The sequence below is a fragment of the Escherichia sp. WS2035 genome (assembly GCF_046487065.1).
GTDB lineage: Bacteria > Pseudomonadota > Gammaproteobacteria > Enterobacterales > Enterobacteriaceae > Escherichia > Escherichia coli.
On the sequence record NZ_JBJQKD010000005.1, the window covers coordinates 215,310 to 241,029 of the forward strand.

22 protein-coding genes and 1 other annotated feature are annotated in these 25,720 nt (G+C 49.2%); of the genes, 8 read left to right on the top strand and 14 right to left on the bottom strand.

The window, feature by feature from the left end; all coding sequences use genetic code 11:
• The first annotated feature begins 314 nt into the window (after window positions 1–314).
• Together ACJHX4_RS11360 and ACJHX4_RS11365 are read left to right on the top strand one after the other, a co-directional pair.
• Window positions 315–1,688: an MFS transporter gene (locus tag ACJHX4_RS11360; protein WP_247773261.1), complete on the top strand. Its 1,374-nt coding sequence runs from the start codon at window positions 315–317 to the stop codon at window positions 1,686–1,688.
• Between the two features lie 27 nt (window positions 1,689–1,715).
• On the top strand, window positions 1,716–3,755 hold the full coding sequence (locus ACJHX4_RS11365; protein WP_000008156.1) for a TIM-barrel domain-containing protein: 2,040 nt from the start codon (window positions 1,716–1,718) through the stop codon (window positions 3,753–3,755).
• A 57-nt stretch (window positions 3,756–3,812) separates the two neighbouring features.
• Here ACJHX4_RS11365 and nhaR read toward each other — a convergent pair whose 3' ends face one another.
• The 5 genes from nhaR to ACJHX4_RS11390 all read right to left on the bottom strand — a co-directional run bounded on the left by nhaR (window position 3,813) and on the right by ACJHX4_RS11390 (window position 9,842).
• Window positions 3,813–4,712 (bottom strand): transcriptional activator NhaR, encoded by a 900-nt coding sequence (gene nhaR, locus ACJHX4_RS11370; protein WP_001295755.1) that lies wholly within the window; start codon window positions 4,710–4,712, stop codon window positions 3,813–3,815.
• 65 nt (window positions 4,713–4,777) lie between these two features.
• Window positions 4,778–5,944 carry a Na+/H+ antiporter NhaA gene (gene nhaA / locus ACJHX4_RS11375; RefSeq protein WP_000681384.1) on the bottom strand — a complete coding sequence of 389 codons (1,167 nt, stop codon included), beginning with the start codon at window positions 5,942–5,944 and terminating at the stop codon, window positions 4,778–4,780.
• Between the two features lie 234 nt (window positions 5,945–6,178).
• Window positions 6,179–7,438: a hypothetical protein gene (locus ACJHX4_RS11380; protein WP_000494928.1), complete on the bottom strand. Its 1,260-nt coding sequence runs from the start codon at window positions 7,436–7,438 to the stop codon at window positions 6,179–6,181.
• Window positions 7,439–7,566: 128 nt separating this feature from the next.
• Window positions 7,567–9,060 carry a sulfatase gene (locus ACJHX4_RS11385; RefSeq protein WP_001173016.1) on the bottom strand — a complete coding sequence of 498 codons (1,494 nt, stop codon included), beginning with the start codon at window positions 9,058–9,060 and terminating at the stop codon, window positions 7,567–7,569.
• A gap of 20 nt (window positions 9,061–9,080) precedes the next feature.
• Entirely contained in the window at window positions 9,081–9,842 is a 762-nt protein-coding gene (locus ACJHX4_RS11390; protein ID WP_001274833.1) for an outer membrane protein OmpK, read from the bottom strand.
• Window positions 9,843–10,455: 613 nt separating this feature from the next.
• On the opposite strand from ACJHX4_RS11390, the gene mokC reads away from it, so the two are divergent.
• Complete coding sequence (gene mokC, locus ACJHX4_RS11395) at window positions 10,456–10,608, top strand: type I toxin-antitoxin system toxin MokC (RefSeq protein ID WP_000809168.1); 153 nt, start codon at window positions 10,456–10,458, stop codon at window positions 10,606–10,608.
• A gap of 103 nt (window positions 10,609–10,711) precedes the next feature.
• Here mokC and dnaJ read toward each other — a convergent pair whose 3' ends face one another.
• Window positions 10,712–11,842, bottom strand: a complete 1,131-nt coding sequence (gene dnaJ, locus ACJHX4_RS11400; protein ID WP_001118464.1) for a molecular chaperone DnaJ — start codon at window positions 11,840–11,842, stop codon at window positions 10,712–10,714.
• Window positions 11,843–11,930: 88 nt separating this feature from the next.
• On the bottom strand, window positions 11,931–13,847 hold the full coding sequence (gene dnaK / locus ACJHX4_RS11405) for a molecular chaperone DnaK (RefSeq protein ID WP_000516135.1): 1,917 nt from the start codon (window positions 13,845–13,847) through the stop codon (window positions 11,931–11,933).
• 370 nt (window positions 13,848–14,217) lie between these two features.
• Here dnaK and ACJHX4_RS11410 point away from each other — a divergent pair, with 370 nt between their 5' ends.
• The 3 genes from ACJHX4_RS11410 to satP all read left to right on the top strand — a co-directional run bounded on the left by ACJHX4_RS11410 (window position 14,218) and on the right by satP (window position 16,076).
• Window positions 14,218–14,622, top strand: a complete 405-nt coding sequence (locus ACJHX4_RS11410) for a DUF2541 family protein (RefSeq protein ID WP_000843689.1) — start codon at window positions 14,218–14,220, stop codon at window positions 14,620–14,622.
• A 25-nt stretch (window positions 14,623–14,647) separates the two neighbouring features.
• A complete protein-coding gene (gene msyB / locus ACJHX4_RS11415; protein WP_001102393.1) occupies window positions 14,648–15,361 on the top strand; it encodes an acidic protein MsyB in 714 nt (237 codons plus the stop codon).
• Window positions 15,362–15,509: 148 nt separating this feature from the next.
• Window positions 15,510–16,076 carry an acetate uptake transporter gene (gene satP, locus ACJHX4_RS11420; RefSeq protein ID WP_000528533.1) on the top strand — a complete coding sequence of 189 codons (567 nt, stop codon included), beginning with the start codon at window positions 15,510–15,512 and terminating at the stop codon, window positions 16,074–16,076.
• A 34-nt stretch (window positions 16,077–16,110) separates the two neighbouring features.
• Here satP and mog read toward each other — a convergent pair whose 3' ends face one another.
• Window positions 16,111–16,698, bottom strand: coding sequence for a molybdopterin adenylyltransferase (gene mog / locus ACJHX4_RS11425; RefSeq protein WP_001094685.1), 588 nt, complete (start codon window positions 16,696–16,698; stop codon window positions 16,111–16,113).
• A 114-nt stretch (window positions 16,699–16,812) separates the two neighbouring features.
• Window positions 16,813–17,766: a transaldolase gene (tal, locus tag ACJHX4_RS11430; protein ID WP_000130187.1), complete on the bottom strand. Its 954-nt coding sequence runs from the start codon at window positions 17,764–17,766 to the stop codon at window positions 16,813–16,815.
• A gap of 278 nt (window positions 17,767–18,044) precedes the next feature.
• Here tal and ACJHX4_RS11435 point away from each other — a divergent pair, with 278 nt between their 5' ends.
• Together ACJHX4_RS11435 and yaaA are read left to right on the top strand one after the other, a co-directional pair.
• Window positions 18,045–19,475 (top strand): alanine/glycine:cation symporter family protein, encoded by a 1,431-nt coding sequence (locus ACJHX4_RS11435; RefSeq protein WP_001112568.1) that lies wholly within the window; start codon window positions 18,045–18,047, stop codon window positions 19,473–19,475.
• Window positions 19,476–19,544: 69 nt separating this feature from the next.
• Window positions 19,545–20,321: a peroxide stress protein YaaA gene (gene yaaA / locus ACJHX4_RS11440; RefSeq protein ID WP_000906193.1), complete on the top strand. Its 777-nt coding sequence runs from the start codon at window positions 19,545–19,547 to the stop codon at window positions 20,319–20,321.
• 39 nt (window positions 20,322–20,360) lie between these two features.
• Here the strand turns inward: yaaA and ACJHX4_RS11445 are convergent, their stop codons facing one another.
• The 5 genes from ACJHX4_RS11445 to thrL all read right to left on the bottom strand — a co-directional run bounded on the left by ACJHX4_RS11445 (window position 20,361) and on the right by thrL (window position 25,701).
• Window positions 20,361–20,657, bottom strand: coding sequence for a DUF2502 domain-containing protein (locus tag ACJHX4_RS11445; RefSeq protein WP_000738712.1), 297 nt, complete (start codon window positions 20,655–20,657; stop codon window positions 20,361–20,363).
• Window positions 20,658–20,870: 213 nt separating this feature from the next.
• Complete coding sequence (gene thrC / locus ACJHX4_RS11450; protein WP_000781072.1) at window positions 20,871–22,157, bottom strand: threonine synthase; 1,287 nt, start codon at window positions 22,155–22,157, stop codon at window positions 20,871–20,873.
• Complete coding sequence (thrB, locus tag ACJHX4_RS11455) at window positions 22,158–23,090, bottom strand: homoserine kinase (protein WP_000241659.1); 933 nt, start codon at window positions 23,088–23,090, stop codon at window positions 22,158–22,160.
• Window position 23,091: 1 nt separating this feature from the next.
• Window positions 23,092–25,554 carry a bifunctional aspartate kinase/homoserine dehydrogenase I gene (gene thrA, locus ACJHX4_RS11460; RefSeq protein WP_001264707.1) on the bottom strand — a complete coding sequence of 821 codons (2,463 nt, stop codon included), beginning with the start codon at window positions 25,552–25,554 and terminating at the stop codon, window positions 23,092–23,094.
• 26 nt (window positions 25,555–25,580) lie between these two features.
• Window positions 25,581–25,700, bottom strand: a sequence feature (Thr leader region).
• On the bottom strand, window positions 25,636–25,701 hold the full coding sequence (thrL, locus tag ACJHX4_RS11465) for a thr operon leader peptide (RefSeq protein WP_001386572.1): 66 nt from the start codon (window positions 25,699–25,701) through the stop codon (window positions 25,636–25,638). Its footprint overlaps the feature before it by 65 nt.
• Window positions 25,702–25,720: the final 19 nt, after the last annotated feature.

Sequence of the window (25,720 nt, forward strand, 5' to 3'; positions counted from 1 at the left end):
TCGATTATATATTTTCTCCATGAATACATCATAAATATAATTGATGCTTTTTCATTGTGAAAGATAAAATATTTCATTTGGCTGTAAAACGTGAACTGTATAACAAATAGCAGGAAAACTGAATAAAAAACTAATTAACGCAACCTTAAAACGAAAAATTATAATTGTCGCTCTTCCCCACTTTAATTACTCTCATTGCCACAACGTTGCTTTACATCATTAATAAATACGCATCAAGGATAGTTAGCATGTATTTGCTTAGAAAGTAAAAGTCGTTTTTCTGAGCCAGGCATTCTTGTTCTGGAGAGAATATAATGAGTTCCGTACTTGAAACTGATAAATCATCCGCATCCGATTCACAGCCTTTAATACAACGGATCAGCTATGGTTCGCTGGATGTTGCAGGTAATCTGCTCTACTGTTTTGGCTCCACCTACATTCTCTATTTCTACACTGACGTGGCGGGCATAAGCCTTGCCGTAGCTGGCATCATCCTGCTACTGGCGCGTATTGTAGACGGTATCGATGCCCCGGTATGGGGGATTATTATTGATAAAACGCATTCCCGCTACGGTAAATGTCGGCCGTGGTTTTTATGGTTGCCATTACCTTTTGCTGTATTTAGCGCACTCTCATTCTGGTCGCCAGATATCAGTATGACAGGTAAAACCATATATTCAGCAATATCGTACATGTTAGCCAGCATTCTTTTTACCGGTTTAAACACGCCGCTAAGCGCAATATTACCTTTGATGACGTTATCACCAAAAGAACGGTTGGTATTAAACTCTTACCGGATGACCGGCGGGCAAATTGGCGTGTTATTAATGAATGCGACGGCGCTACCGTTAGTGGCTTTTCTTGGAAACGGTAATGATAAGGCAGGATTTATTTATACTGCTATCGTCTTTTCCGTAATCTCCTGTGCGCTAACGCTATTTGCCTTCAAAAATATTCGAGAACTGGATACCGACAAAATACAGCAGGAACCACGTCTGCCGATGAAAAAGAGCTTTTCGGCAATGAAAGGCAACTGGCCGTGGATCCTGATGGTGCTGGCAAATCTCATCTTCTGGATTGCCTTACAGCAGCGCAACACAACCATTGTTTACTATTTAACCTACAACCTGGATCGCAAAGATTTAGTTCCCTTGATCAACAGCCTCGCCACCATTCAGATTTTGTTTATCATCGCAATTCCGTTTTTCAGCCGTTACCTCTCCAAAACCTGGATTTGGATCACCGGCCTGCTGGTCGCCATGTTCGGCGGAGGACTGATGTGGCTGGCTGGAGACAATATTCCTTTGATGATTGCCGCCTGGATGCTGGCGAATATTGGCAGTGGCATTGCCTGCTCTATGCCCTTCGCCATGCTTGGTTTCGCGGTTGATTTTGGTCGCTGGAAAACAGGGATTAAAGCTACCGGCATTCTAATCGCCTTCGGCAGTACCTTCTGCATCAAGATGGGCAGTGGTATCGGCACCGCCTTCGCCGCCTGGATTATGAACAGCTTTGGCTATATTCCCAACCAGCCACAAACTGCCGCCGGTCTGGACGGTATTAGCTGGGCGTTTATCTGGGTGCCAGCCGTGCTCTTTGCACTCGCCGCCATTCCACTGCTCTTCTTTCGTAAATATGAAGCGATGGAAGAGTGCATCCAACACGATTTGCAAGTTCATAACCCTTAAACATGTCACAAGCTCCTGGAGGAAATTATGTCGTTTATTAAGCAAGATCCCCATCGTCTGGTCTGGCAACAAGACGATCGTTATCTCTGGATTGAAGCATGGGGTGAGAACAGTTTACGTGTGCGTAGCGGTCGCCATCTGCCGATGATGCGCAATGAAAACTGGGCATTAACAGAAGAAAAAGGTGATGCTGTCGCCTATATCACATATGAAGAAAAGCAGGCAACACTACAAAACGGCAAAATCACCGCCATTGTTAATCTGCAGGGTCAGATCTCTTTCTGGCGTAATGCAGAAAAATGCCTGCTGCAGGAGTTCTGGCGTCAGCGCGGCGAAATTGGCGAAGATGAGTCGGCCCACGGTCAGTATGTCAGCGCCCTGAATTTACAGGCCCGCGAGTTCAAACCGATTCCCGGCGGGAAATACACAATCAAGGCGCGGTTCGAAGCCAACGATGGCGAAAAGTTGTTTGGCATGGGGCAGTACCAGCAGCCAAATCTGGATTTAAAAGGCTGTATGCTAGAGCTGGCGCAGCGTAATTCTCAGGCATCGGTTCCCTTCCTGCTTTCTAATCGCGGCTATGGTTTTCTGTGGAATAACCCAGCGGTGGGTCGCGTCACTTTCGCGCAAAATGGCACGGAATGGGTGGCAGAAGTTAGCGAACAGTTGGACTACTGGGTTACCGCAGGGGATACTCCCGCAGAAATCAGCGCCGCCTATGCACGTGTTACCGGTACGCCGCCAATGATGCCCGATTACGCCATGGGATTCTGGCAGTGCAAGTTGCGCTACCGTAATCAGCAAGAGTTACTAGAAGTTGCACGTGGCTACAAGCAGCGTAATTTGCCTATTTCGGTGATTGTCATCGATTTCTTCCATTGGCCGAATCAGGGTGACTGGATGTTCGATCTGCGCGACTGGCCCGATCCCGATGCCATGATTGCCGAACTAAAAGAGATGGGCATTGAACTGATGGTCTCCTTCTGGCCCACGGTTGATAACCGTACCGAGAGTTATCGGGAGATGAAAGAAAACGGCTGGCTGGTCCACACCGAGCGTGGTTTGCCTATCAATATGGATTTCCTTGGCAACACCACGTTCTTTGATGCTACCCATCCTGGCGCACGGGAATATGTCTGGAACAAAGCCAAACGCAATTATTACGATAAAGGCGTGAAACTGTTCTGGCTGGATGAAGCCGAGCCAGAGTTCGGTGTTTACGATTATGACAACTATCGTTACTACGCAGGGCCTGTGCTGGAAGTCGGTAATATCTATCCGCGTATGTACGCCAAAACGTTCTTCGATGGTATGACCGCGGCTGGTGAAAAGCAGGTGATTAACCTGCTGCGCTGTGCCTGGGCTGGCAGTCAGAAATATGGCGCTCTGGTGTGGTCAGGCGATATTCACTCCTCTTTCCGTTCTTTGCGTAATCAGTTTGCCGCTGGCTTGAACATGGGAATTGCCGGGATCCCGTGGTGGACAACCGATATTGGTGGTTTCCACGGCGGTAATATTCACGATCCGAAATTCCATGAACTGTTAATTCGCTGGTTCCAGTGGGGGGTATTCAGCCCAGTAATGCGTTTACATGGCAACCGCGACCCGCAGGTTTTGCCTGAACAACCCTATCGTGATGGCATAGCACAATGTCCGACTGGCGCGCCGAATGAAGTCTGGAGCTATGGTGAAGAAACCGGTGAAATTCTCACTTCCTGCCTGCAGTTGCGTGAAAAACTGAAATCTTATATCAGTAAAATTATGGCTGAGACGCACGAGAAGAACAGCCCGATAATGCGCACGATGTTCTTTGAATTTCCTGACCAGGCAGAAAGCTGGAATATTTATGATCAGTACTGCTTTGGCCCAGACCTTCTCGTTGCCCCTGTAATGCACGAAGGTACACGTTCACGTGATGTCTGGTTGCCTGCTGGAGAGACATGGATCGATTTTTATACCCATGAACACTACGCGGGTGGGCAAACGCTTCATCATTGCGCACCGCTGCACCAGATACCGGTATTCATTCGCGAGAAAGGGAAATATCGCCAGATATTTCCCGTTTAAAGGACATCGTTTGTTCATTAGCACGCCCCGTATGTAGCGGGGCGTGAGTTTTAATAGCTATCGTGAGGCGGGAGAAAACAACGAAGAATAATCCGTATTGCAGATTCGCTGTACCGCCGGGTGCTGAATCATCCGCTCAGCAAAAATAGCATGGTACTCTTCCATCACATTCTCGACGCGACCAATTTCTACGACAGTTTTATCGGCATAAAAGTCATATGCATAAAGCGTTGGAGCAACGAAGATTGCATTGTGCATCGCACCAAAAGCTTTCATCAACGCGGCATCATCAAACTCGCCAAGGATTTCTACGTTTAATCCCTGGGAGTTAAACCAGTTAAGCAATTTGCGCCCTAACATTGAACGTCGCCCAGGAATCAAAAGCCGCCGTTCTTCCAGACAAGCCGGGAACGGTTTTTCCGGTGGTGGATTTGTACACCAGAAACTCACGCCACATTCGCCAATTCTCACGGAGAACAGGCCTTCCTGCTGCGTAGAATCTATCGGACAGTCGGAAATGATCATATCCAGTTTATGCTGACTTAATTGCTCCAGCAGCATTTCGTGGGTGGATTCGAAGCAGCGAAGATGAATCGGCTCGCCTTCTACCACTGCGGCGTTAAGTACGCTACTGACCAGACGTTTGGAAAGTGCATCTGCCACACCAACATCAAACAATAAGTTGGACTCTTTGCGATAGTTGACGATATCCAGCATTTCCTGGCTTAAGGTGAACATTTTATCGGCATAGCGATAGACCAGTTCCCCCAGTTCGCTGGGTTCCAGACCACGTCCTTTACGCTTAAATAGTTTCCCTTGCAGGCGCTCTTCCAGCGCCCGGATCTGCCCGGTAATGGTTTGTGGTGTTAAATAAAGCGCCTCCGCTGCGCCAACCACAGAACCTTCTTTGTAGACATGCCAGAAGTAATACAAGTGGTTGTAATTGATATGAGACATGCTCATTTCTCTCCCTGATAACAATGAAAAGGGAGCCGTTTATGGCTCCCCAGTACATCGTCCTGTCAAACTGATGGACGTAAACGAACGCGTAACCAGCTATATCCAATTACCGCCGAAGAAATTGAACCGACAAGGATACCTAATTTTGCCCAGTTAATCAGTTCTGGATCTACGCTACCAAATGCCAGGCTGGCAATAAAGATAGACATAGTAAAACCGATACCGCACAGGATACCAACCGCCATAATTTGCTGGTAAGTCGTTCCCTCTGGCAGATGTGCCAGTTTCAAACGCAGCGCCAACCAGCAGAACAGACTAATACCCAGTGGCTTGCCAATCAGCAAACCAGCGATGATCCCTAATGGCAGAATGGAGGTCAAACCTTCCAGCGTGACACCTTGCAGTGAAACGCCAGCATTAGCAAATGCAAACAGCGGCAAAATCAGATACGCCACCCATGGATGCAAAACATGCTCCAGACGTTTAGCCGGAGAGCGCCCATGCTTCTCTTTTAACGGAATAAAGAAGCCGACAATGACGCCAGCCAGCGTTGCATGGACACCTGATTTCAACACCGCTGTCCACAGCACCACGCCAACCAGAATATAAACGCCCGTGCGGCGTACACCACACAGATTCAATACCGCGAGTACCGCAATTGCTACAGCCGCGACGCCAAGAGAGGCCATCGATAAGTCATTAGTGTAGAACAATGCGATGATAATGATGGCCCCAAGATCGTCGATAATAGCCAGAGCCATCAAAAAGATCTTCAGCGCTAACGGAACACGACTTCCCAACAGCGCCAACACACCAAGTGCAAAGGCAATGTCAGTCGCCGCCGGGATTGCCCAGCCTTCGCGAGTGATAGGATCGGCATAGTTAAAAGCCAGATAGAGCAATGCCGGGACAATCATCCCGCCGATTGCGGCAATAACAGGAAATGCCGCCTGGCGCAGACTGGCCAGCGAACCTTGCATCAGCTCGCGTTTAACTTCCAGACCAACCAACAGGAAAAATACCGCCATCAGAGCGTCATTGATCCATAGCAGCATGTTCTTGTTGATCTCAAGTGTCCCAACCCGGAGCTGAACCGGCGTCTCAAGAAAGTCGTGATACCATCCACTGGTTGCACCGCTGTTGGCCATAATCATCGCTAATACAGCGGCAATAATGAGAATAATGCCTCCCGAGGCATCACTGCTAAAGAATCGATGCAGATGTTTCACTTTTTATTTCTCTTCAGGTGAATAGATCGTTTTCACGATTTTACCCCGCACGAATCATCGTTAAAATCAGATTATAGTGTAGGAATAGCTCGCTTTTTACGATCTATTAAAAGAATTGCGCCATCAGCGAGAGATGAGTTTTTGATGCCCGAAAGCGGCGGCTGATGACCTTAAACCCCATTAATCATAGTCTAATGTCAAGATTTCTGAAGAAATTATTCGGAAAAGTAATAATTAAATTGTTCCATGCTCTAGTTTTTTATTCCACAGATGTTTGAGGATATCTAATGTAGAAACGACATTCGCAGGAGACATTCGGTTCAATGATATAAGGAAAGGATGGTTCTCCACAAAGTGGATAAAACGCGTCGCACTGTTCAATGTTGCATGCCGCATCTCGCGGACTTTCTTACTGCCAGTGAGATTGCATACAGCCATTGAATAATTGCGGTTAGAAAATGCACGCCAGACATTATTTCGTACCCCACCACTAAGGAATAATCGCGGCGGAAAATCAATGGTGGCGGGTGCCACACCGCGCTCTTTGACAAAGGAAATATGGCAGCGACCTTGATGAATATGCTGCAAATTAGCCATCAGGCAGCCGCCCAATATAAAGCATTCGTGATCAAGGTAATGCTGAACGTTGTTGGAATGCTCATCGGTCAGTATTCTGACCAGTTCAAAATGACGATATGCCGGAAGAACCGGTTTTACCAACATTCCCGGATCGTTTTGATGTAAAACTGCCGGGCCGTAATCAATATCAAACAAGGTATCCCGCCGCATAGTAAGTAACTCTTTGCGCTGGACATGATGTGCCAGCGTCCCTGGAGACATACGCTCTTCATAGTTCGATGTGTATTGATAATGTTGCTCTACGGCAGATGGGGAGTAATTGGTTGAGATGGCAACCACCCTGCCGCTTTGTTCTTCTGCGGTAACAAGAGCATAAAGAGAGTTATTGCTACCATTATACTTGACGCGAAAAGCGCGGGTACTCAGGGTAATATCAGAAGCTGGGAAACACTGTCGACTTTCTTTATAGTTTGCTTCACGCGCTAATTTTAACAGTTCACGGCTAAGTCCAGTGCTGTTAAGAAGTAATGACTTTCTGATATCCGCAAGTGCCTCCCCTTGCTCAATCATCAATGCTAACTGGGCTCCTCGTGGTGTGGTAATTACATGTTCCAGAGTGATAAATGTTTTCTCACAATGATGGCAATACATTCTTCTCTGGCCTTGTGCAGAATATCCATATTTTTTGAGGGACGTGCCTCCGCAAGTTGAACATTGGCAAATCAAACCTCTCCAGGAGTGATTCACAATATTACGATAAATATTAAGCGACTGTTCAGATATCACTGGAAACAAGTAACCACATTCACGGCATAAAATATTTTTACCCTGTGCGACATAATCCTGGCTATTCAGCAACCCCAGGTTTTTACATCCTGGTGTTTTGCAACAATCAACATTTACGTTGGTAAACATATCCACTCCCTGCGAATAGCCGTATCTTGATATTGTTCAACGCGAAAAGAACCTGATTCAATGCGTAGCACTGAATCAGGCGGGCATAGCCCTAAATGGCATACATTACATTTATTATGATTATCAGGTTAGCCCCAGGTCACCGCTTCTGGTTTATCACCTCTGGCTTTCATTAGAGAATCATTATCAATATCAGTTTTATATTTTAAAAACTTACCATACATCTGTTTTTCAATATCTGGTTTTTTACCGATCAGATTAAGTGTTTCATAACGATCAGATTTCAGATTGTAGAGATATTTCGGTTTATTATTGCGATCGATAATCATCTTCCAGTCACCATCACGGATCGCCCATTCATCGGTTGGATCATCCTGGAATGGCATATCAATCCCGAAAATTAATGGCTTTTCGCGTTTCAATGCTTTTTGCTCAAGAACAGGAACCAGCGATTCACCATCGAAAGTACGGTCTGTAGGTAATTTGAAGTTCATCATTTTCGCTAAAGTAGGCATCCAGTCCAGACCATAAACGGGTGTATCTGAAACCATTCCCTGTGGTAGATGTTTACCATATTTAATAATGGCTGGAACACGAATTCCGCCTTCCCAAAGGTTATCCTTGCGACCGCGTAATCCATCCGTTTCCCCTGCCAAATTCAGCTCATACACTTTGCGCGCTTCACGCGTTACCGGACCGTTATCACTGGTAAAAATAACGATTGTGTTATCTTCTTCACCCACAGCTTTGATTTTATCCAGCACTTTTCCAACCTGTGCATCCAGATAGCTGATATTGGCATAATATTCCCCCACACCACGCCAGGGTTTGTCTGCCCAGTCGCCATAAAATAAATCAGGATGCTGCTTCTGATACGCGCTCATATATTGTGAGTACATATCGAGGTATTTTTTGGGCGAAGCCAGGGGGCTATGCACTTCGGTAAAAGCAACATAGAGGAAGAAAGGCTTGCTGTCCTTTTTGTTATCCAGCCAGTTGACGACTTCCGAACTGACATACTCACCGCTCATTTTATCGGCTCGTGGAGTGGGTTGCCCGTTACGTAGCCAGCCTGTCGGGTAAACCATGCCATAACGCGGGCGTTCTTTAGCGTTATCCAGCGTGGCGTCGGTAACAAAGCCCGCCGTATTAACCAGTGAGTAATCAAAGCCCATATCTTGTGCTTGTGGCTGATCGGTGCGATCGCTGCCTGCATTCAGATGCAGCTTACCCATCATTGCCGTGTCGTACCCTTGCGCTTTGAGTAGATTAGCAATCGTGAGTTCGTTACGCCCTAAGGCAACATCTTTGCCTGAAGGAATCCATGAGCGAATTCCAGTACGAAATGGCATCCGGCCGGTTAATAGCCCTGCGCGTGAAGGTGAACTTAAAGGAGCGGGGGCATAGTAGTCAGTAAATTTGACCCCTTCCTGGGCAAGCCTGTCGATATTAGGTGTTTTAACGATCTGATGACCATATGTTGCTAAATCGCCATAACCTAAATCATCCGCCATAATAATGACTAAATTAGGTTGTTTAGCCTCTGCGGCTAAGGCAGGACTAAAAGCATTCCCTGTGCAAACTGCAAGGCCGATCAAACTGGCCATTAACGTTTTCTGCATAATTATTCCCTGATAAAAAATTAGAAATCATAACCAAGCATATAAATCATTTGATCGCCAAAGCCATCGTAGCCCAGCTTATTATCGAAATAACGCCACGTCACACTGGCTTTCCAGCGAGGATAGAACTTCCAGGCAATAGTTAAACCGCCATTTAACCCGTTCCGGCCAAATTGCTGCTCCGTGTAAGCATCGTTCCTGTCCAGTTCTATTTCATTCCAGTTAGATAAAACAAATTTTTCGTCAAATAACGTAAATGGTAATACTGCTGTCCAGCCAACAACATAACCATTCCAACCATTCGTTTGACCATATTTAGCTGATACGTAGTCACCAGATTGATTATGTAATCCAATATACGGTTTAAAAAAGCCCCACTCGCCGTTCCAGCCGAGGTAACCGAATCCATAAAACATGTCCAGATCGTCACCCCATGAGTTATCCCATTGGCCATAAATTTTGCCAAAGAATGTCATATCAGAGTCAAAGAGTCTGACATGCGTCATTACTGAAACCGTATGATTTCGCCCTGCTACAGCATGATTGAGTACATTACTTTCATAAAATGAGTAAAATTCTGCTTCTTTAAAATTTACCCCAAAATCCGCAGTCACTTTCCATACTTCACCACGGTGAGTGTTTACAAATCCACTATTCCAGTCTGCATAACCCGCATTTATTGAACCAAAGGTTCCTTTATATTCTAATGAAGAATATGCAGGAAAATGATAGATAGCTGTTATCAGGGTACACGCAATAAGAAGTCGTCTTTTGGCAGACATATAATATGTTCTCCATTCATTGTTTTTATGATTCCATAGGAATTAATACACCAGACAATTCATTTTTATTAAGAATGACCAGGCCAGTATATTTAAAGATGACTATCGAAGCGTGATGAAGATCGCAGATTACTTTTGCGAACGGGCGGAGGGATATCGTGTTTCAGAAAATGTGTCTGTTTTAAATATCACCCTTTGATTTATAGGCATTTTTCATGATGAACTTAGCATTGGCTGCTGAACGTATTTCTTTGTCTCTCTATAGTATTACACTAACCTTTAATAATTAATTTCCTTTAGCCATTCACTTTTGATAGAGGAAAACACCTTTTTTGTGAATCCCTGGATATATTTAAGTTAAATAAATTGATGTATTGAAATATTATTCCGCAAAAATGCGAGGCGTCTTCAGAAAAAGAATTGATAAAACAGAAGTGAATTAAAAGCGCAGTATAATAGCGGCGGGTGCTTGAGGCTGTCTGTCTCAGGCATTGGCTGAACGGCAGATAGAGAAAAGCCCCGAGTGATATTTTACCATCAACCCGAGGCCCCCTATATGCAGAACACATGTAGAGTGCCTCTTACTGACCGAAAGGTCAAGGAGAAGAGAGCAATGAAGCAGCATAAGGCGATGATTGTCGCCCTGATCGTCATCTGTATCACCGCCGTAGTGGCGGCGCTGGTAACGAGAAAAGACCTCTGTGAGGTTCACATCCGAACTGGCCAGACGGAGGTTGCTGTTTTCACGGCTTACGAATCCGAGTAAGAGCAACGGCGGGGAGTGATCCCCGCCACTTTACAGGTGCTCGCATATCTTCAACGCACCCTTTTTTTTACCTGGCCTGCCCACGGGCAGGCTTTTGGGGAGGTTAGCGAGTCAGGTCGTCGAAAAACTTCTTCACACCATCAAAGAAGCTCTTTGAGCGCGGGCTGTTGTGCTCGCCGGTTGGGCCACCAAAGCTTTCTTGCAGCTCTTGCAGCAGCTGTTTCTGCTTCTCGTTCAGGCCTACCGGTGTTTCGACGACAACGCGGCACAGCAAATCACCCTGTGCGCCGCCGCGGACAGACTTGACGCCTTTACCACGCATACGGAACAGCTTACCGGTCTGGGTTTCGCCAGGAACTTTCAGTTTAACGCGACCATCAAGGGTCGGCACTTCGATTTCGCCGCCCAGCGCCGCCATAGCGAAGTTGATCGGGACTTCGCAATACAGGTTGTTGCCTTCACGCTCGAAAATCGGGTGCTGTTTAACCTGAACCTGAACGTACAGGTCGCCTGCCGGTGCGCCGTGTTCGCCCGCTTCACCTTCGCCCGCAAGACGGATGCGGTCTCCAGTGTCCACCCCTGCCGGGATTTTAACGGACAGCGTTTTGCTGCGCTCAACACGACCATGACCATGACATTTGTTGCACGGATCTTTGATCAGCGTACCGCGGCCCTGACAGTGTGGACAGGTCTGCTGCACGGCAAAGAAACCCTGGCGCATCTGCACCTGGCCAGAACCATGACAGGTCGGACAGGTCTGCGGCTGTGTACCTGGTTTTGCACCGCTACCGTGGCAAACGTCACACTCTTCCAGAGTCGGAATGCGGATCTCTTTGGTCACGCCACGTACAGCTTCTTCGAGGGTGAGCTCCATGTTATAGCGTAAATCAGCACCGCGCGCCGCACGTTGACGACCACGTCCGCCGCCAAAAATATCGCCGAAAACGTCACCAAAAATATCGCTGAAGTCTGCGCCGCCGCCAAAACCGCCGCCGCCCATGCCGCCTTGCTCAAACGCAGCATGACCATACTGATCGTATGCCGCACGTTTTTGCGAGTCGGTCAGAACTTCATAAGCTTCCTTGATCTCTTTAAATTTCGCCTCGGCCTCTTTGTCACCCTGGTTACGGTCCGGGTGGTATTTCATGGCCAGGCGTTTGTAGGCCTTTTTGATTTCACGCTCTTCCGCTGTTTTGGAAACGCCTAAAATCTCGTAATAATCTTGCTTAGCCATCTTTTTTGATTTGCCCCTAGATGAATGCACGGGCGGAGAGGAAATTCCCCTTCGCCCGTGTCAGTATAATTACCCGTTTATAGGGCGATTATTTTTTGTCTTTGACTTCTTCAAATTCAGCGTCGACAACATCGTCATCTTTCGCGTTGTTTGCAGAAGCATCAGCACCGGCAGTCTGCTGCTGGGCATGTTGCTGCTGGGCGATTTCCATCAGTTTCTGGGAAACCTGTGCCAGTTCCTGCATTTTCGCTTCGATAGCGGCTTTGTCTTCACCTTTCAGAGCAGTTTCCAGTGCAGTCAGCGCAGACTCGATAGCAGTTTTGTCGTCAGCCGGCAGTTTGTCGCCTGCTTCTTCAACCTGCTTACGGGTGCTGTGCAGCAGATGGTCGCCCTGGTTGCGAGTCTGTACCAGCTCTTCAAACTTACGGTCAGCTTCGGCGTTAGCTTCTGCGTCGCGTACCATTTTCTGGATTTCATCTTCGTTCAGACCAGAAGAAGCCTTGATAGTGATCTTCTGCTCTTTACCGCTGTTTTTGTCTTTCGCGGAAACGTGCAGGATACCGTCAGCATCGATATCGAAGGTAACTTCGATCTGCGGCATGCCGCGCGGTGCCGGGTTGATACCATCCAGGTTGAACTGACCCAGAGATTTGTTATCAGCCGCACGTTTACGTTCACCCTGCAGCACATGGATGGTTACCGCAGACTGGTTGTCTTCAGCGGTAGAGAACACCTGGCTGTGCTTGGTCGGGATAGTGGTGTTTTTCGCGATCAGCGTGGTCATCACACCGCCCATGGTTTCGATACCCAGAGACAGCGGGGTAACGTCCAGCAGCAGTACGTCTTTTACGTCACCAGTCAGAACACCACCCTGAACAGCAGCACCGATGGCTACAGCTTCGTCCGGGTTAACATCTTTACGCGGCTCTTTACCAAAGAATTCAGCAACTTTCTTCTGAACCATTGGCATACGAGTCTGACCACCAACGAGGATAACGTCGTCGATATCAGATACGGACAGGCCAGCGTCCTGCAGTGCAACTTTCAGCGGCTCAATGGAACGGTTTACCAGATCTTCAACCAGGCTTTCCAGTTTCGCACGAGTCACTTTGATGTTCATGTGTTTCGGACCGGTCGCGTCTGCAGTGATGTACGGCAGGTTAACGTCGGTCTGCTGAGCGGAAGACAGTTCGATTTTCGCTTTTTCTGCCGCTTCTTTCAGGCGCTGCATTGCCAGCGGATCGTTGCGCAGGTCAATGCCCTGATCTTTCTTGAATTCTTCAACCAGATAGTTGATCAGACGGCTGTCGAAGTCTTCACCACCCAGGTGGGTATCACCGTTGGTTGCCAGAACTTCGAAGGTTTTTTCGCCGTCAACTTCGTCGATTTCGATAATGGAAATATCGAAAGTACCACCACCCAGGTCATAAACCGCGATAGTACGGTTGCCAGTACCTTTGTCCAGACCGTAAGCCAGCGCAGCTGCGGTCGGTTCGTTGATGATACGTTTTACTTCCAGACCAGCGATACGGCCTGCGTCTTTGGTTGCCTGACGCTGAGCATCGTTAAAGTATGCCGGTACGGTAATAACAGCTTCAGTTACCGGTTCACCCAGGTAATCTTCAGCGGTTTTCTTCATTTTTTTCAGCACTTCAGCAGAGATCTGCGGCGGTGCCATTTTCTGGCCTTTAACTTCGACCCATGCGTCGCCGTTATCAGCAGCAATAATTTTGAACGGCATGATGGAAACATCACGCTGTACTTCTTCGTCCTGGAAGCGGCGGCCAATCAGGCGTTTAATCGCAAACAGGGTGTTTTGCGGGTTCGTCACTGCCTGACGTTTAGCCGGCTGACCAACCAGAGTTTCACCATCCTGGGTATAGGCAATGATAGAAGGCGTGGTGCGATCGCCTTCGGCGTTCTCCAGTACACGAGGAGTGGTGCCATCCATAATCGCTACACAAGAGTTGGTAGTACCCAGGTCGATACCAATTATTTTACCCATCTAAACGTCTCCACTATATATTCGGTCATCATGTGGTTGTGAGTCTGTAATAGGGGCGAAACGTCTGGTTTCAACTGCCCAATTTCATTTTTTTGCAGACTCACTCACTGCGGTTGACTACTAAATGGGGTCGTAACCCACGTCATCAAGGGGGAGATGCAAAAATTTTTTGTGCTTTTGCGCAGAAATTTCGCGATATGGCAGGACAAGACGTGAAACTGACAGCAATTTTATTCATATAAAGAATGAATCGCAGCAAGGCATTCATCAAAAAATTGTAATAAAAAGAAAATATTACGTGCCTGAAACTTCTCTTTATCAGCGGTAAACTAGTTTCATCCCCTTACCCCTCCCCACCAAGAGAATCCTTATGAAATCCGTTATTACGATTTCCGCCAGCCTGGCGATTAGCCTGATGCTGTGCTGCACGGCGCAGGCAAACGACCATAAAATCCTCGGCGTCATTGCAATGCCGCGAAACGAAACCAACGATCTGGCGCTGAAACTTCCTGTTTGTCGCATTGTTAAACGCATACAACTCTCAGCCGACCATGGCGATTTGCAGTTAAGCGGTGCATCGATTTATTTCAAAGCCACCCGAAGCGCCAGTCAGACCCTGAATATTCCTTCAGAAATAAAAGAAGGGCAAACCACTGACTGGATCAACATTAACAGCGATAACGACAACAAACGCTGCGTCTCAAAAATCACCTTTTCCGGTCATACAGTGAACTCATCGGATATGGCCACGCTGAAAATTATCGGCGACGACTAACGCCAGAATATAGAAACCACAAAAAATGAATGTTAATTACCTGAATGATTCAGATCTGGATTTTCTCCAGCATTGTAGTGAGGAACAGTTGGCAAATTTCGCCCGGCTGCTCACCCATAATGAAAAAGGCAAAACTCGCCTCTCCAGCGTACTGATGCGCAACGAACTGTTTAAATCGATGGAAGGACATCCCGAGCGACACCGCCGCAACTGGCAGCTGATTGCCGGAGAATTACAGCATTTTGGTGGCGATAGTATCGCCAACAAACTGCGCGGACACGGTAAATTGTATCGCGCCATTTTGCTCGATGTTTCAAAGCGATTGAAGCTGAAAGCCGACAAAGAGATGTCTACGTTTGAAATTGAGCAACAGTTACTGGAACAATTTCTGCGTAATACCTGGAAGAAAATGGACGAGGAACATAAGCAGGAGTTTCTGCACGCGGTCGATGCCAGGGTGAATGAGCTGGAAGAGCTGCTGCCGCTGCTGATGAAAGACAAATTATTGGCAAAAGGTGTGTCGCATTTGCTTTCCAGCCAATTGACCCGCATTTTACGCACCCACGCAGCAATGAGCGTGCTTGGGCATGGTTTGCTGCGCGGCGCGGGTCTGGGAGGCCCTGTGGGCGCAGCATTAAATGGGGTTAAAGCGGTCAGCGGCAGTGCCTATCGCGTGACAATTCCAGCCGTACTGCAAATCGCCTGCCTGCGCCGGATGGTTAGCGCCACTCAGGTCTGATACCGGAAACCGGGGAAAATTTTCATTTTCCCCTCAAAAGATCGTAGACACTGCCCCACTGGCTGATTATTATGCCGCGCCCTGAAAACACTACAGTTATTCAGGGAAATTATTTCACCATTCATTCGATGATGATTTTTGAGGAATTATGGGCAACACTAAGTTGGCTAATCCGGCACCGCTGGGCCTGATGGGCTTCGGCATGACCACCATTCTGCTTAACCTGCACAACGTGGGTTATTTTGCTCTGGACGGTATTATTCTTGCCATGGGCATTTTCTACGGCGGCATCGCGCAAATTTTTGCCGGTCTGCTGGAGTACAAAAAAGGCAACACTTTCGGTTTAACCGCATTCACCTCTTACGGTTCTTTCTGGCTGACGCTGGTTGCAATTCTGCTGATGCCGAAACTGGGGCTGACCGATGCGCCAAATGCACAGTTCCTTGGTGTCTACCTGGGTCTGTGGGGCATATTTACGCTGTTTATGTTCTTCGGCACGCTGAAAGGCGCACGCGTTCTGCAATTCGTTTTCTTTAGCCTGACCGTGCTGTTTGCCCTGCTGGCGATCGGTAACATTGCCGGTAACGCCGCGATCATCCACTTTGCCGGCTGGATTGGTCTTATCTGCGGTGCCAGCGCAATCTATCTGGCGATGGGTGAAGTGCTGAACGAGCAGTTTGGTCGCACCGTTCTGCCGATTGGTGAATCCCACTAATTGTTTTGAGATCCCCCCGCTCGGGGGGATTTTTTTATTCGCTAACTTCGCGTCTTGCACTCTTCGGTCTGAATGCTGCAACCACTTCCGGTGCCGTTTCAACGTATGGCCCTTCCAGCAACTGAATGCAGTACGGTACGCTGGCAAAAATACCGTGCACCACAACGTTACCCTCAGCGTCCTTCACACCTTCCAGCGTCTCTTTAATAGACTTCGGTTGACCGGGTAAGTTAAGGATCAGCGCCTGTTTGCGAATCACCCCCACCTGACGCGAAAGGATCGCAGTTGGTACAAAATGCAGGCTGATCTGGCGCATCTGTTCACCAAAGCCTGGCATCTCGCGGTCCGCTACTGCCAGCGTCGCATCGGGCGTTACGTCACGACGCGCCGGGCCAGTTCCGCCCGTGGTAAGCACCAGATGGCAACTCATTTCATCCACCAGCTCACACAACGTTTGCTCGATGATCGCCTGCTCATCGGGAATTAAGCGGGTTTCCAGTTCAAACGGCGTGGTTAGCGCCGATGTCAGCCATTCTTCCAGCGCAGGGATGCCTTTATCCTGATAAACGCCGCTGGATGCGCGATCAGAGATGGAAACTAAGCCAATACGTAAAGTATTCATCAAGATTTTTCCGTTTAAACAGTCTCGTTAAACAGAATGATACACTGCGAAGGGAGTGACAGACAGGTTTCAGAAGAGGTAGCGTGACCGACTTCCCGGTCACGCTAAGAATGATTACAGCAGATCGCCGATCATTTTTTCCAGTTTTTCCTGGTCAACAGCAAACTTACGGATACCTTCCGCCAGTTTATCTACTGCCATTGGATCCTGGTTGTGCTGCCACAGGAACTCGGACTCAGTGATACGCGCCGGACGCGCTTTCACTTCACCAGTGTAAGACAGTTTACGTTCGATAGCCCCTTCGCTCTCCGCCAGCTCTTTCAGCAGTGCCGGTGCGATGGTCAGACGGTCGCAGCCTGCCAGTTCCAGAATTTCGCCGATGTTACGGAAGCTTGCGCCCATAACCACGGTTTCATAACCGTGCTCTTTGTAGTACTGGTAGATTTCAGATACAGAAACCACGCCTGGATCTTCTGCCGGAGCGTACTCTTTCTTATCGGTATTCGCTTTGTACCAGTCAAGAATACGGCCAACAAACGGCGAGATCAGGAACACGCCCGCTTCCGCACAAGCACGAGCCTGAGCGAAGGAGAACAGCAGGGTCAGGTTACAGTTGATGCCTTCTTTTTCCAGCTGTTCCGCAGCACGGATACCCTGCCAGGTAGAAGCCAGTTTGATCAGAATACGATCGTTGCTAATACCTGCATCGTTGTAGAGTTTGATCAGGCGTTTTGCTTTCGCAATTGACGCTTCGGTGTCATAGGAAAGACGCGCATCAACTTCAGTTGAGATACGGCCCGGAACCAGTTTCAGGATTTCCAGACCAATATTTACGGCCAGTTTGTCGGTCGCGTCCACGATCTGCTGCGCGCGATCGTTGCTCTGCTGTTTCGCCCAGGCGACAGCATCATCAATCAACTTACGGTATTCCGGAATCTGCGCTGCGTTAAGAATGAGAGAAGGGTTGGTTGTGGCATCCTGCGGTTGATACAGCTTCATTGCCGCGATGTCCCCAGTGTCGGCCACTACGGTGGTGTACTGACGAAGGGAGGTCAATTTGTCCGTCATGATAGTATTTCTCTTTAAACAGCTTGTTAGGGGGATGTAACCGGTCTGCCCTGATGATATCACGACGCAACGTCAGCGCAACCGCCGACAAGACGGTTATCGCCAGGCGAGACTGTTTCGGATTTCTGACACTGCGTTGATATCGCCCGCCATTTTTATACAAAACCTCATGTATGCTACGCAGAAGTTATCAAGTACCTCGTAGCGTATATACTTCTTAAACAATTGGTAACGTTTACACAGGAAAGTCATCGCGACCGGCAATAAGAGGGATATGCATGCCAGATTTTTTCTCCTTTATTAACAGCGTCCTTTGGGGTTCGGTAATGATTTACCTGCTCTTCGGCGCAGGTTGTTGGTTCACTTTTCGCACCGGATTTGTGCAGTTTCGCTACATCCGCCAGTTTGGCAAAAGTCTTAAAAATAGCATTCATCCACAGCCAGGCGGTTTAACCTCATTTCAGTCATTGTGTACCAGTCTTGCAGCGCGCGTGGGTAGCGGCAACCTGGCCGGCGTTGCGCTGGCAATTACCGCCGGTGGACCTGGAGCCGTCTTCTGGATGTGGGTTGCCGCATTTATCGGCATGGCGACCTCGTTTGCCGAATGTTCCCTCGCACAGCTTTATAAAGAACGTGATGCCAATGGGCAGTTTCGTGGCGGACCGGCATGGTATATGGCGCGCGGGCTGGGGATGCGCTGGATGGGCGTTCTGTTCGCCGTCTTTTTGCTCATCGCCTACGGCATAATTTTCAGCGGAGTTCAGGCGAACGCCGTTGCGCGAGCCCTGAGTTTTTCTTTTGATTTTCCCCCGCTGGTGACAGGTATTATTCTCGCTGTCTTTGCTATGCTGGCGATCACTCGCGGTCTTCATGGCGTCGCCCGGCTCATGCAGGGGTTTGTCCCGTTGATGGCGATAATCTGGGTACTGACCAGCCTGGTGATTTGCGTAATGAATATCGGGCAACTTCCCCACGTCATTTGGTCTATTTTTGAGAGTGCTTTTGGCTGGCAGGAAGCGGCAGGCGGCGCGGCGGGATATACCTTAAGCCAGGCGATTACTAACGGTTTTCAGCGCAGTATGTTTTCCAATGAGGCGGGAATGGGGTCGACGCCAAACGCGGCAGCGGCAGCTGCGTCCTGGCCTCCGCATCCGGCAGCGCAAGGAATTGTCCAGATGATTGGCATTTTTATCGACACCCTGGTCATCTGTACGGCAAGCGCCATGCTGATATTACTGGCGGGTAACGGCACAACCTACATGCCGCTGGAAGGTATTCAGCTTATCCAGAAGGCGATGCGGGTGCTAATGGGTTCCTGGGGTGCGGAGTTTGTTACCCTCGTGGTTATTCTGTTTGCCTTCAGCTCCATCGTTGCCAACTACATTTATGCCGAAAACAATCTCTTCTTTTTACGCCTGAACACCCCTAAAGCGATCTGGTGTCTGCGGATCTGCACCTTCGCAACGGTCATCGGCGGCACCTTGCTAAGTCTTCCGCTGATGTGGCAACTGGCAGATATCATTATGGCCTGCATGGCTATTACCAATTTGACCGCCATATTACTGCTCTCGCCTGTGGTTCATACCATTGCCAGTGATTATCTACGCCAGCGTAAACTCGGCGTGCGCCCGGTGTTTGATCCGTTGCGTTATCCGGAGATCGGTCGCCAGCTTTCTCCGGACGCGTGGGATGATGTTTCGCAGGAGTAATCACAACTATCGATCAACTCATTCTCTTTTTTTGCTAAAGTCGGCATAAATTTCCTGCAAGGACTGGATATGCTGATTCTTATTTCACCTGCGAAAACGCTTGATTACCAAAGCCCGTTGACCACCACGCGCTATACGCTGCCGGAGCTGTTAGACAACTCCCAGCAGCTGATCCATGAAGCGCGGAAACTGACGCCCCCGCAGATTAGCTCCCTGATGCGCATCAGCGATAAACTGGCGGGTATCAACGCCGCTCGCTTTCATGACTGGCAGCCAGATTTCACACCGGAAAATGCCCGCCAGGCAATTCTGGCGTTTAAAGGTGATGTCTACACTGGCTTGCAGGCCGAAACCTTCAGCGAAGACGATTTCGATTTTGCCCAACAGCATTTGCGAATGCTTTCCGGCTTGTATGGCGTACTGCGCCCGCTCGATTTAATGCAGCCTTATCGTCTGGAAATGGGGATACGTCTTGAGAATGCCCGAGGGAAAGATCTGTATCAATTCTGGGGAGATATCATCACCAACAAGCTGAACGAGGCGCTCGCAGCACAAGGCGATAATGTAGTGATAAATCTGGCGTCAGATGAGTATTTTAAATCGGTGAAGCCGAAGAAATTGAATGCCGAGATTATCAAGCCAGTGTTCCTCGATGAGAAGAACGGCAAATTTAAGATAATCAGCTTCTACGCTAAGAAAGCACGCGGTCTGATGAGTCGTTTCATTATTGAAAATCGGCTGACCAAACCAGAGCAACTAACTGGTTTTAATAGCGAAGGTTACTTCTTTGATGAAGCTTCCTCCAGCAATGGCGAACTGGTGTTTAAACGCTACGAGCAGCGTTAAGTTTGTAGTCAATGCCGGATGGCAATCCGGCATTGATATTTAGCGATGATGTTTGTCAGGCCCCGGACGATGATCGCCACGATGATCATTGTGCTTGTTATGGCGCGGCGATGGCGGCGGTCCATATGGGTGCCAGCGATTGCCTCGCCATTCATAATGTTGTTTCCACCAGCCGTGGTCGCGCCAGTGACCGCCATCCCAGTAATAGCCACGATTATCACGATCGCCTATCTGTAATTTTACTGACGGGACTAGCGTAATTTCCGCAGCCTGCGCTGCCATGGGAGCGAACAGAACCAGGGAAAGTGCGAGTACGATAGATTGCATCTTTTTCACAGGTTACTCCTTTTATCATTGCCCGTTATGGGTCGATATCCGGAGATTACGCGATGAGAACGGCAGTTGTTATTCTCCGCAATCCTAATCTCTAAGTTACCGCATTTATTGAGAATTTCTCCTTTTTCCCTGTCGTTTTTCTCCATATTTTCTTCATAAAAAAGCCGGGCTGCATAAAAGCAAACCCGGCCTGATTGAGATAATGAATAGATGTTACTGATGATTCATCATCAATTTACGCAACGCAGCAAAATCGGCGGGCAGGTTATGCGAAAGCAAGGGTAAATCAGCACGTTCTGCCAGCTCTTTTGGCAGATCCAACGTTTCACCGAGAATCGCTTCCACGCTCTCTTTAAATTTTGCCGGATGCGCGGTGCCGAGGAACAAGCCATATTCGCCTGGATTCAACTGGTCACGCAGCGCACGATAAGCTACGGCAGCGTGCGGCTCCGAGGTATAGCCCAGTTCTTTTAACTCACGCATTGTCTGTTGCGTGGTTTCATCATCCACGGCTGCATACCCCAGCTCTTTCAGTTGCCAGATTTTGCGGCGGAACAACTCTTCCACACGCGGCCAGTTGTTTGGCTGGCTAACATCCATCGCATTGGATAACGTCGCCTGAGTCGCTTTGGGTGACCACTGACCGCCGTGCAGGAAACGTGGCACGGTATCATTCACGTTGGTCGCAGCAATAAAACGCTTCACCGGCAGGCCAAGAGATTTCGCCAGCAGGCCCGCTGTCAAATCGCCGAAGTTACCGCTCGGCACCGAGACAACCAGCTGGTTGCGCGCTTCCTGCGGCAACTGCGCCACGGCTTCAAAGTAGTAGCAAATCTGCGCCAGCAAACGGCTGATGTTAATGGAGTTAGCAGAGTTTAGCCCCAGCGCCACTTTCAGCTCTTCATCATCAAACGCCTGCTTCACCAGCGCCTGACAGGCATCGAAATCGCCGTCGATGGCAACAGTTTCGATATTGCCGCCCAATGTACAGAACAGTTTTTCTTGCAGTGGACTGATTTTGCCTCGTGGATAGAGGATAACCACTTTCACATTCGGTAAACCGTAGAAAGCATGAGCCACTGCCGCTCCAGTATCACCGGATGTCGCGGTCAGAATGGTCACTGGCTTATCGCCCGCAATATGGGTCAGCATTTGTGCCATAAAGCGACCGCCGAAATCTTTAAATGCCAGCGTTGGCCCGTGGAACAATTCCAGACAACCGACATCGCTTTCAACATTGGCGACCGGAGCCGGGAAGGCAAACGCCGCACGTACGCGCTCTTCCAGGATTTCCTGCGGGATTTCATCACCAATAAACGCCGAGAGGATCTTCGCACTGCGGGTGACAAAATCCAGCTTCAGCATCTCATCAATTTCAGTCAGGCTGAATTCCGGCAGGTCGTGCGGAAAAAACAGCCCCTGATTTTTGCCTAACCCCTGGGTTACGGCTTGCGCAAAGCTGACCTGCTCATTGTGATCTTTCAGATTGTAGAGTTTCATTTAGTTTTCCAGTACTCGTGCGCCCGCCGTATCCAGCTGGCAAATATGAACAAAACCTTCCTGATTTTGCAGGTAGTTCTTACCCAACCAGTCGGCAACGCGCTGAGCGGTATCCGGCTTGTCACACAGAGCGAACAAGGTCGGGCCGGAGCCGGAGATACCGCTCGCAACCGCGCCGATTTCCGCAACCGCCTGCCGCGCCTGCCGGAAGCCAGGCAATAACCGTTCACGGTAGGGTTCAGCGATAACATCTTTCATCAGCTTCGCGGCAAGCTCAGGCTGACGGGAATAGCAGGCGTGAATGAATCCTGCCAAATGTCGCCCGTGCGCAATGCAATCCTGGCGGCGATACTGCGCCGGTAAAATAGCCCGGGCTTCTGCCGTCGAGACTTTAATCCCCGGATACGCCAGCACCCACAGCCACTCATCAAACCCTGGCACTTGCTGACTGATGATGTCGTTTTCTTCAATCATCAACTGCATACCACCAAGAAAACACGGTGCCACGTTGTCGTAATGAATGCTGCCGGAGATACGCCCTTCCAACTCGCCCATCAAAGCCAGCAAACGAGTGTCATTAAGCGGCTTGCCGCAGTGTTCATTCATCGCCATCAGCGCCGCGACCACTGAACAGGCGCTGGAGCCTAAGCCCGAACCGATCGGCATATTCTTTTCCAGAGTCATCGCCACTGGAATTTGCTTGCCAAGCTCCTGGCAAAAACGCTCCCAGCACTGATAAACGATATTTTCCCGTGGCTCTGACGGCAGCTTATCGGCAAAGCGTCCGAGGTTGTTGAGACTGAATGTCTCTGCTGCCTCAACCGTGACTACATCTCCGAGCAATGCACCATCAACAGGTGTCACCGCCGCCCCGAGCACATCAAACCCGACGCTCATATTGGCACTGGAAGCCGGGGCATAAACTTTAACCATGTCAGACTCCTAACTTCCATGAGAGGGTACGTAGCAGATCAGCAAAGACACCGGCAGCTGTAACGTCATTGCCCGCACCATATCCGCGCAGTACCAACGGCAGCGGCTGATAATAGTGGCTATAGAAGGCCAGGGCGTTTTCGCCATTTTTCACTTTGAACAGCGGATCATTACCATCCACTTCGGCAATCTTCACGCGGCAGACGCCATCTTCATCAATATTGCCAACATAGCGCAAAACTTTTCCTTCATCACGAGCCTTCGCCACACGCGCGGCAAAGAGATCGTCGAGCTGTGACAGATTCGCCATAAAAGCGGCAACATCACCCTCGGCGTTAAACTCTGCGGGCAGCACAGGTTCAATTTCAATATCCGCCAACTCCAGTTCACGTCCCGTTTCACGAGCGAGAATCAATAGTTTACGCGCCACATCCATACCAGAAAGATCATCTCGCGGGTCCGGTTCGGTATAACCCATTTCCCGCGCCAGTGTGGTCGCCTCGGAGAAACTCATGCCTTCGTCTAACTTGCCGAAGATATAAGAAAGCGAACCTGAAAGAATGCCGGAGAACTTCATCAATTCATCACCAGCATTGAGCAGATTTTGCAGGTTCTCAATAACCGGTAATCCAGCCCCAACGTTGGTGTCATAGAGGAATTTACGCCGCGATTTTTCCGCCGCATAACGCAACTGATGGTAGTAATCCATCGACGAGGTGTTGGCCTTTTTGTTCGGCGTAACAACGTGGAAACCTTCGCGCAGGAAGTCGGCATATTGATCTGCCACAGCCTGGCTGGAAGTACAGTCAACAATGACCGGGTTCAGCAGATGATATTCTTTCACGAGGCGAATTAAGCGCCCGAGATTAAACGGCTCTTTGGCTTGCGCCAGTTCTTCCTGCCAGTTTTCCAGATTAAGGCCATGTACATTGGTGAGCAGTGCCTTCGAGTTAGCAACACCGCAGACACGTAAGTCGATATGTTTATTCTTCAACCAGCTTTGCTGACGCTTCAGTTGCTCCAGCAGCGCACCGCCAACGCCACCGACGCCAATCACAAACACTTCGATAACCTGATCGGTATTGAACAGCATCTGATGAGTAACGCGCACGCCAGTGGTCGCATCATCGTTATTGACCACGACAGAGATTGAGCGTTCAGAAGATCCCTGAGCAATGGCGACAATATTGATGTTGGCGCGGGCCAGCGCGGCAAAGAATTTCGCCGAGATCCCACGTAAGGTGCGCATACCATCACCTACCACCGAGATAATGGCCAGCCGTTCCGTCACCGCCAACGGCTCCAGTAAGCCTTCTTTCAGTTCCAGGTAGAACTCTTCCTGCATTGCCCGTTCAGCTCGCACACAGTCGCTTTGCGGAACGCAGAAACTGATACTGTATTCGGAAGATGATTGCGTAATCAGCACCACGGAAATACGGGCGCGTGACATCGCTGCAAAGACGCGCGCCGCCATGCCAACCATCCCTTTCATCCCCGGGCCGGAAACGCTGAACATTGCCATGTTATTCAGATTGGAAATGCCCTTGACCGGTAATTCGTCTTCATCACGGCTGGCACCAATGAGCGTACCTGGTGCTTGAGGATTTCCGGTATTTTTAATCAGGCAAGGGATCTGGAACTGGGCGATGGGGGTAATGGTGCGGGGGTGAAGAACTTTAGCGCCGAAGTAAGAAAGCTCCATCGCTTCCTGATAGGACATCGACTTCAACAACCTCGCATCGGGCACCTGACGCGGATCGCAGGTATAAACACCGTCAACATCCGTCCAGATCTCGCAACAATCGGCGCGTAAACAGGCCGCCAGCACCGCAGCGGAGTAGTCGGAACCGTTGCGTCCCAGAACCACCAGCTCGCCTTTTTCATTACCGGCAGTGAAACCAGCCATCAGCACCATGTGGTCAGCCGGAATGCGGCTTGCCGCAATACGGCGGGTGGATTCAGCAATATCAACGGTAGATTCGAGGTAATGACCCACTGCCAGCAGTTTTTCGACCGGATCGATAACGGTAACGTTGTGACCACGCGCTTCTAACACGCCGGCCATAATGGCGATCGACATTTTCTCGCCACGGCAAATCAGCGCAGCGTTGATGCTATCCGGGCACTGCCCCAACAAACTGATGCCATGCAGGACATGTTTTATTTGGGCAAATTCCTGGTCGACGAAAGTTTTCAATTGTGCCAGCGGAAATCCCGGCTGGGCGGCGGCGAGTCCCGTCAGAAGTTCGGCAAAAATACGTTCGGCATCGCTGATATTGGGTAAAGCATCCTGGCCGCTAATAGTTTTTTCAATCATCGCTACCAGATGGTTGGTAATTTTGGCGGGGGCAGAGAGGACGGTCGCCACCTGCCCCTGCCTGGCATTGCTTTCCAGAATATCGGCAACCCGCAGAAAACGTTCTGCATTTGCCACTGATGTACCGCCGAACTTCAACACTCGCATGGTTGTTACCTCGTTACCTTTGGTCGAAAAAAAAAGCCCGCACTGTCAGGTGCGGGCTTTTTTCTGTGTTTCCTGTACGCGTCAGCCCGCACCGTTACCTGTGGTAATGGTGATGGTGGTGGTAATGGTGGTGCTAATGCGTTTCATGGATGTTGTGTACTCTGTA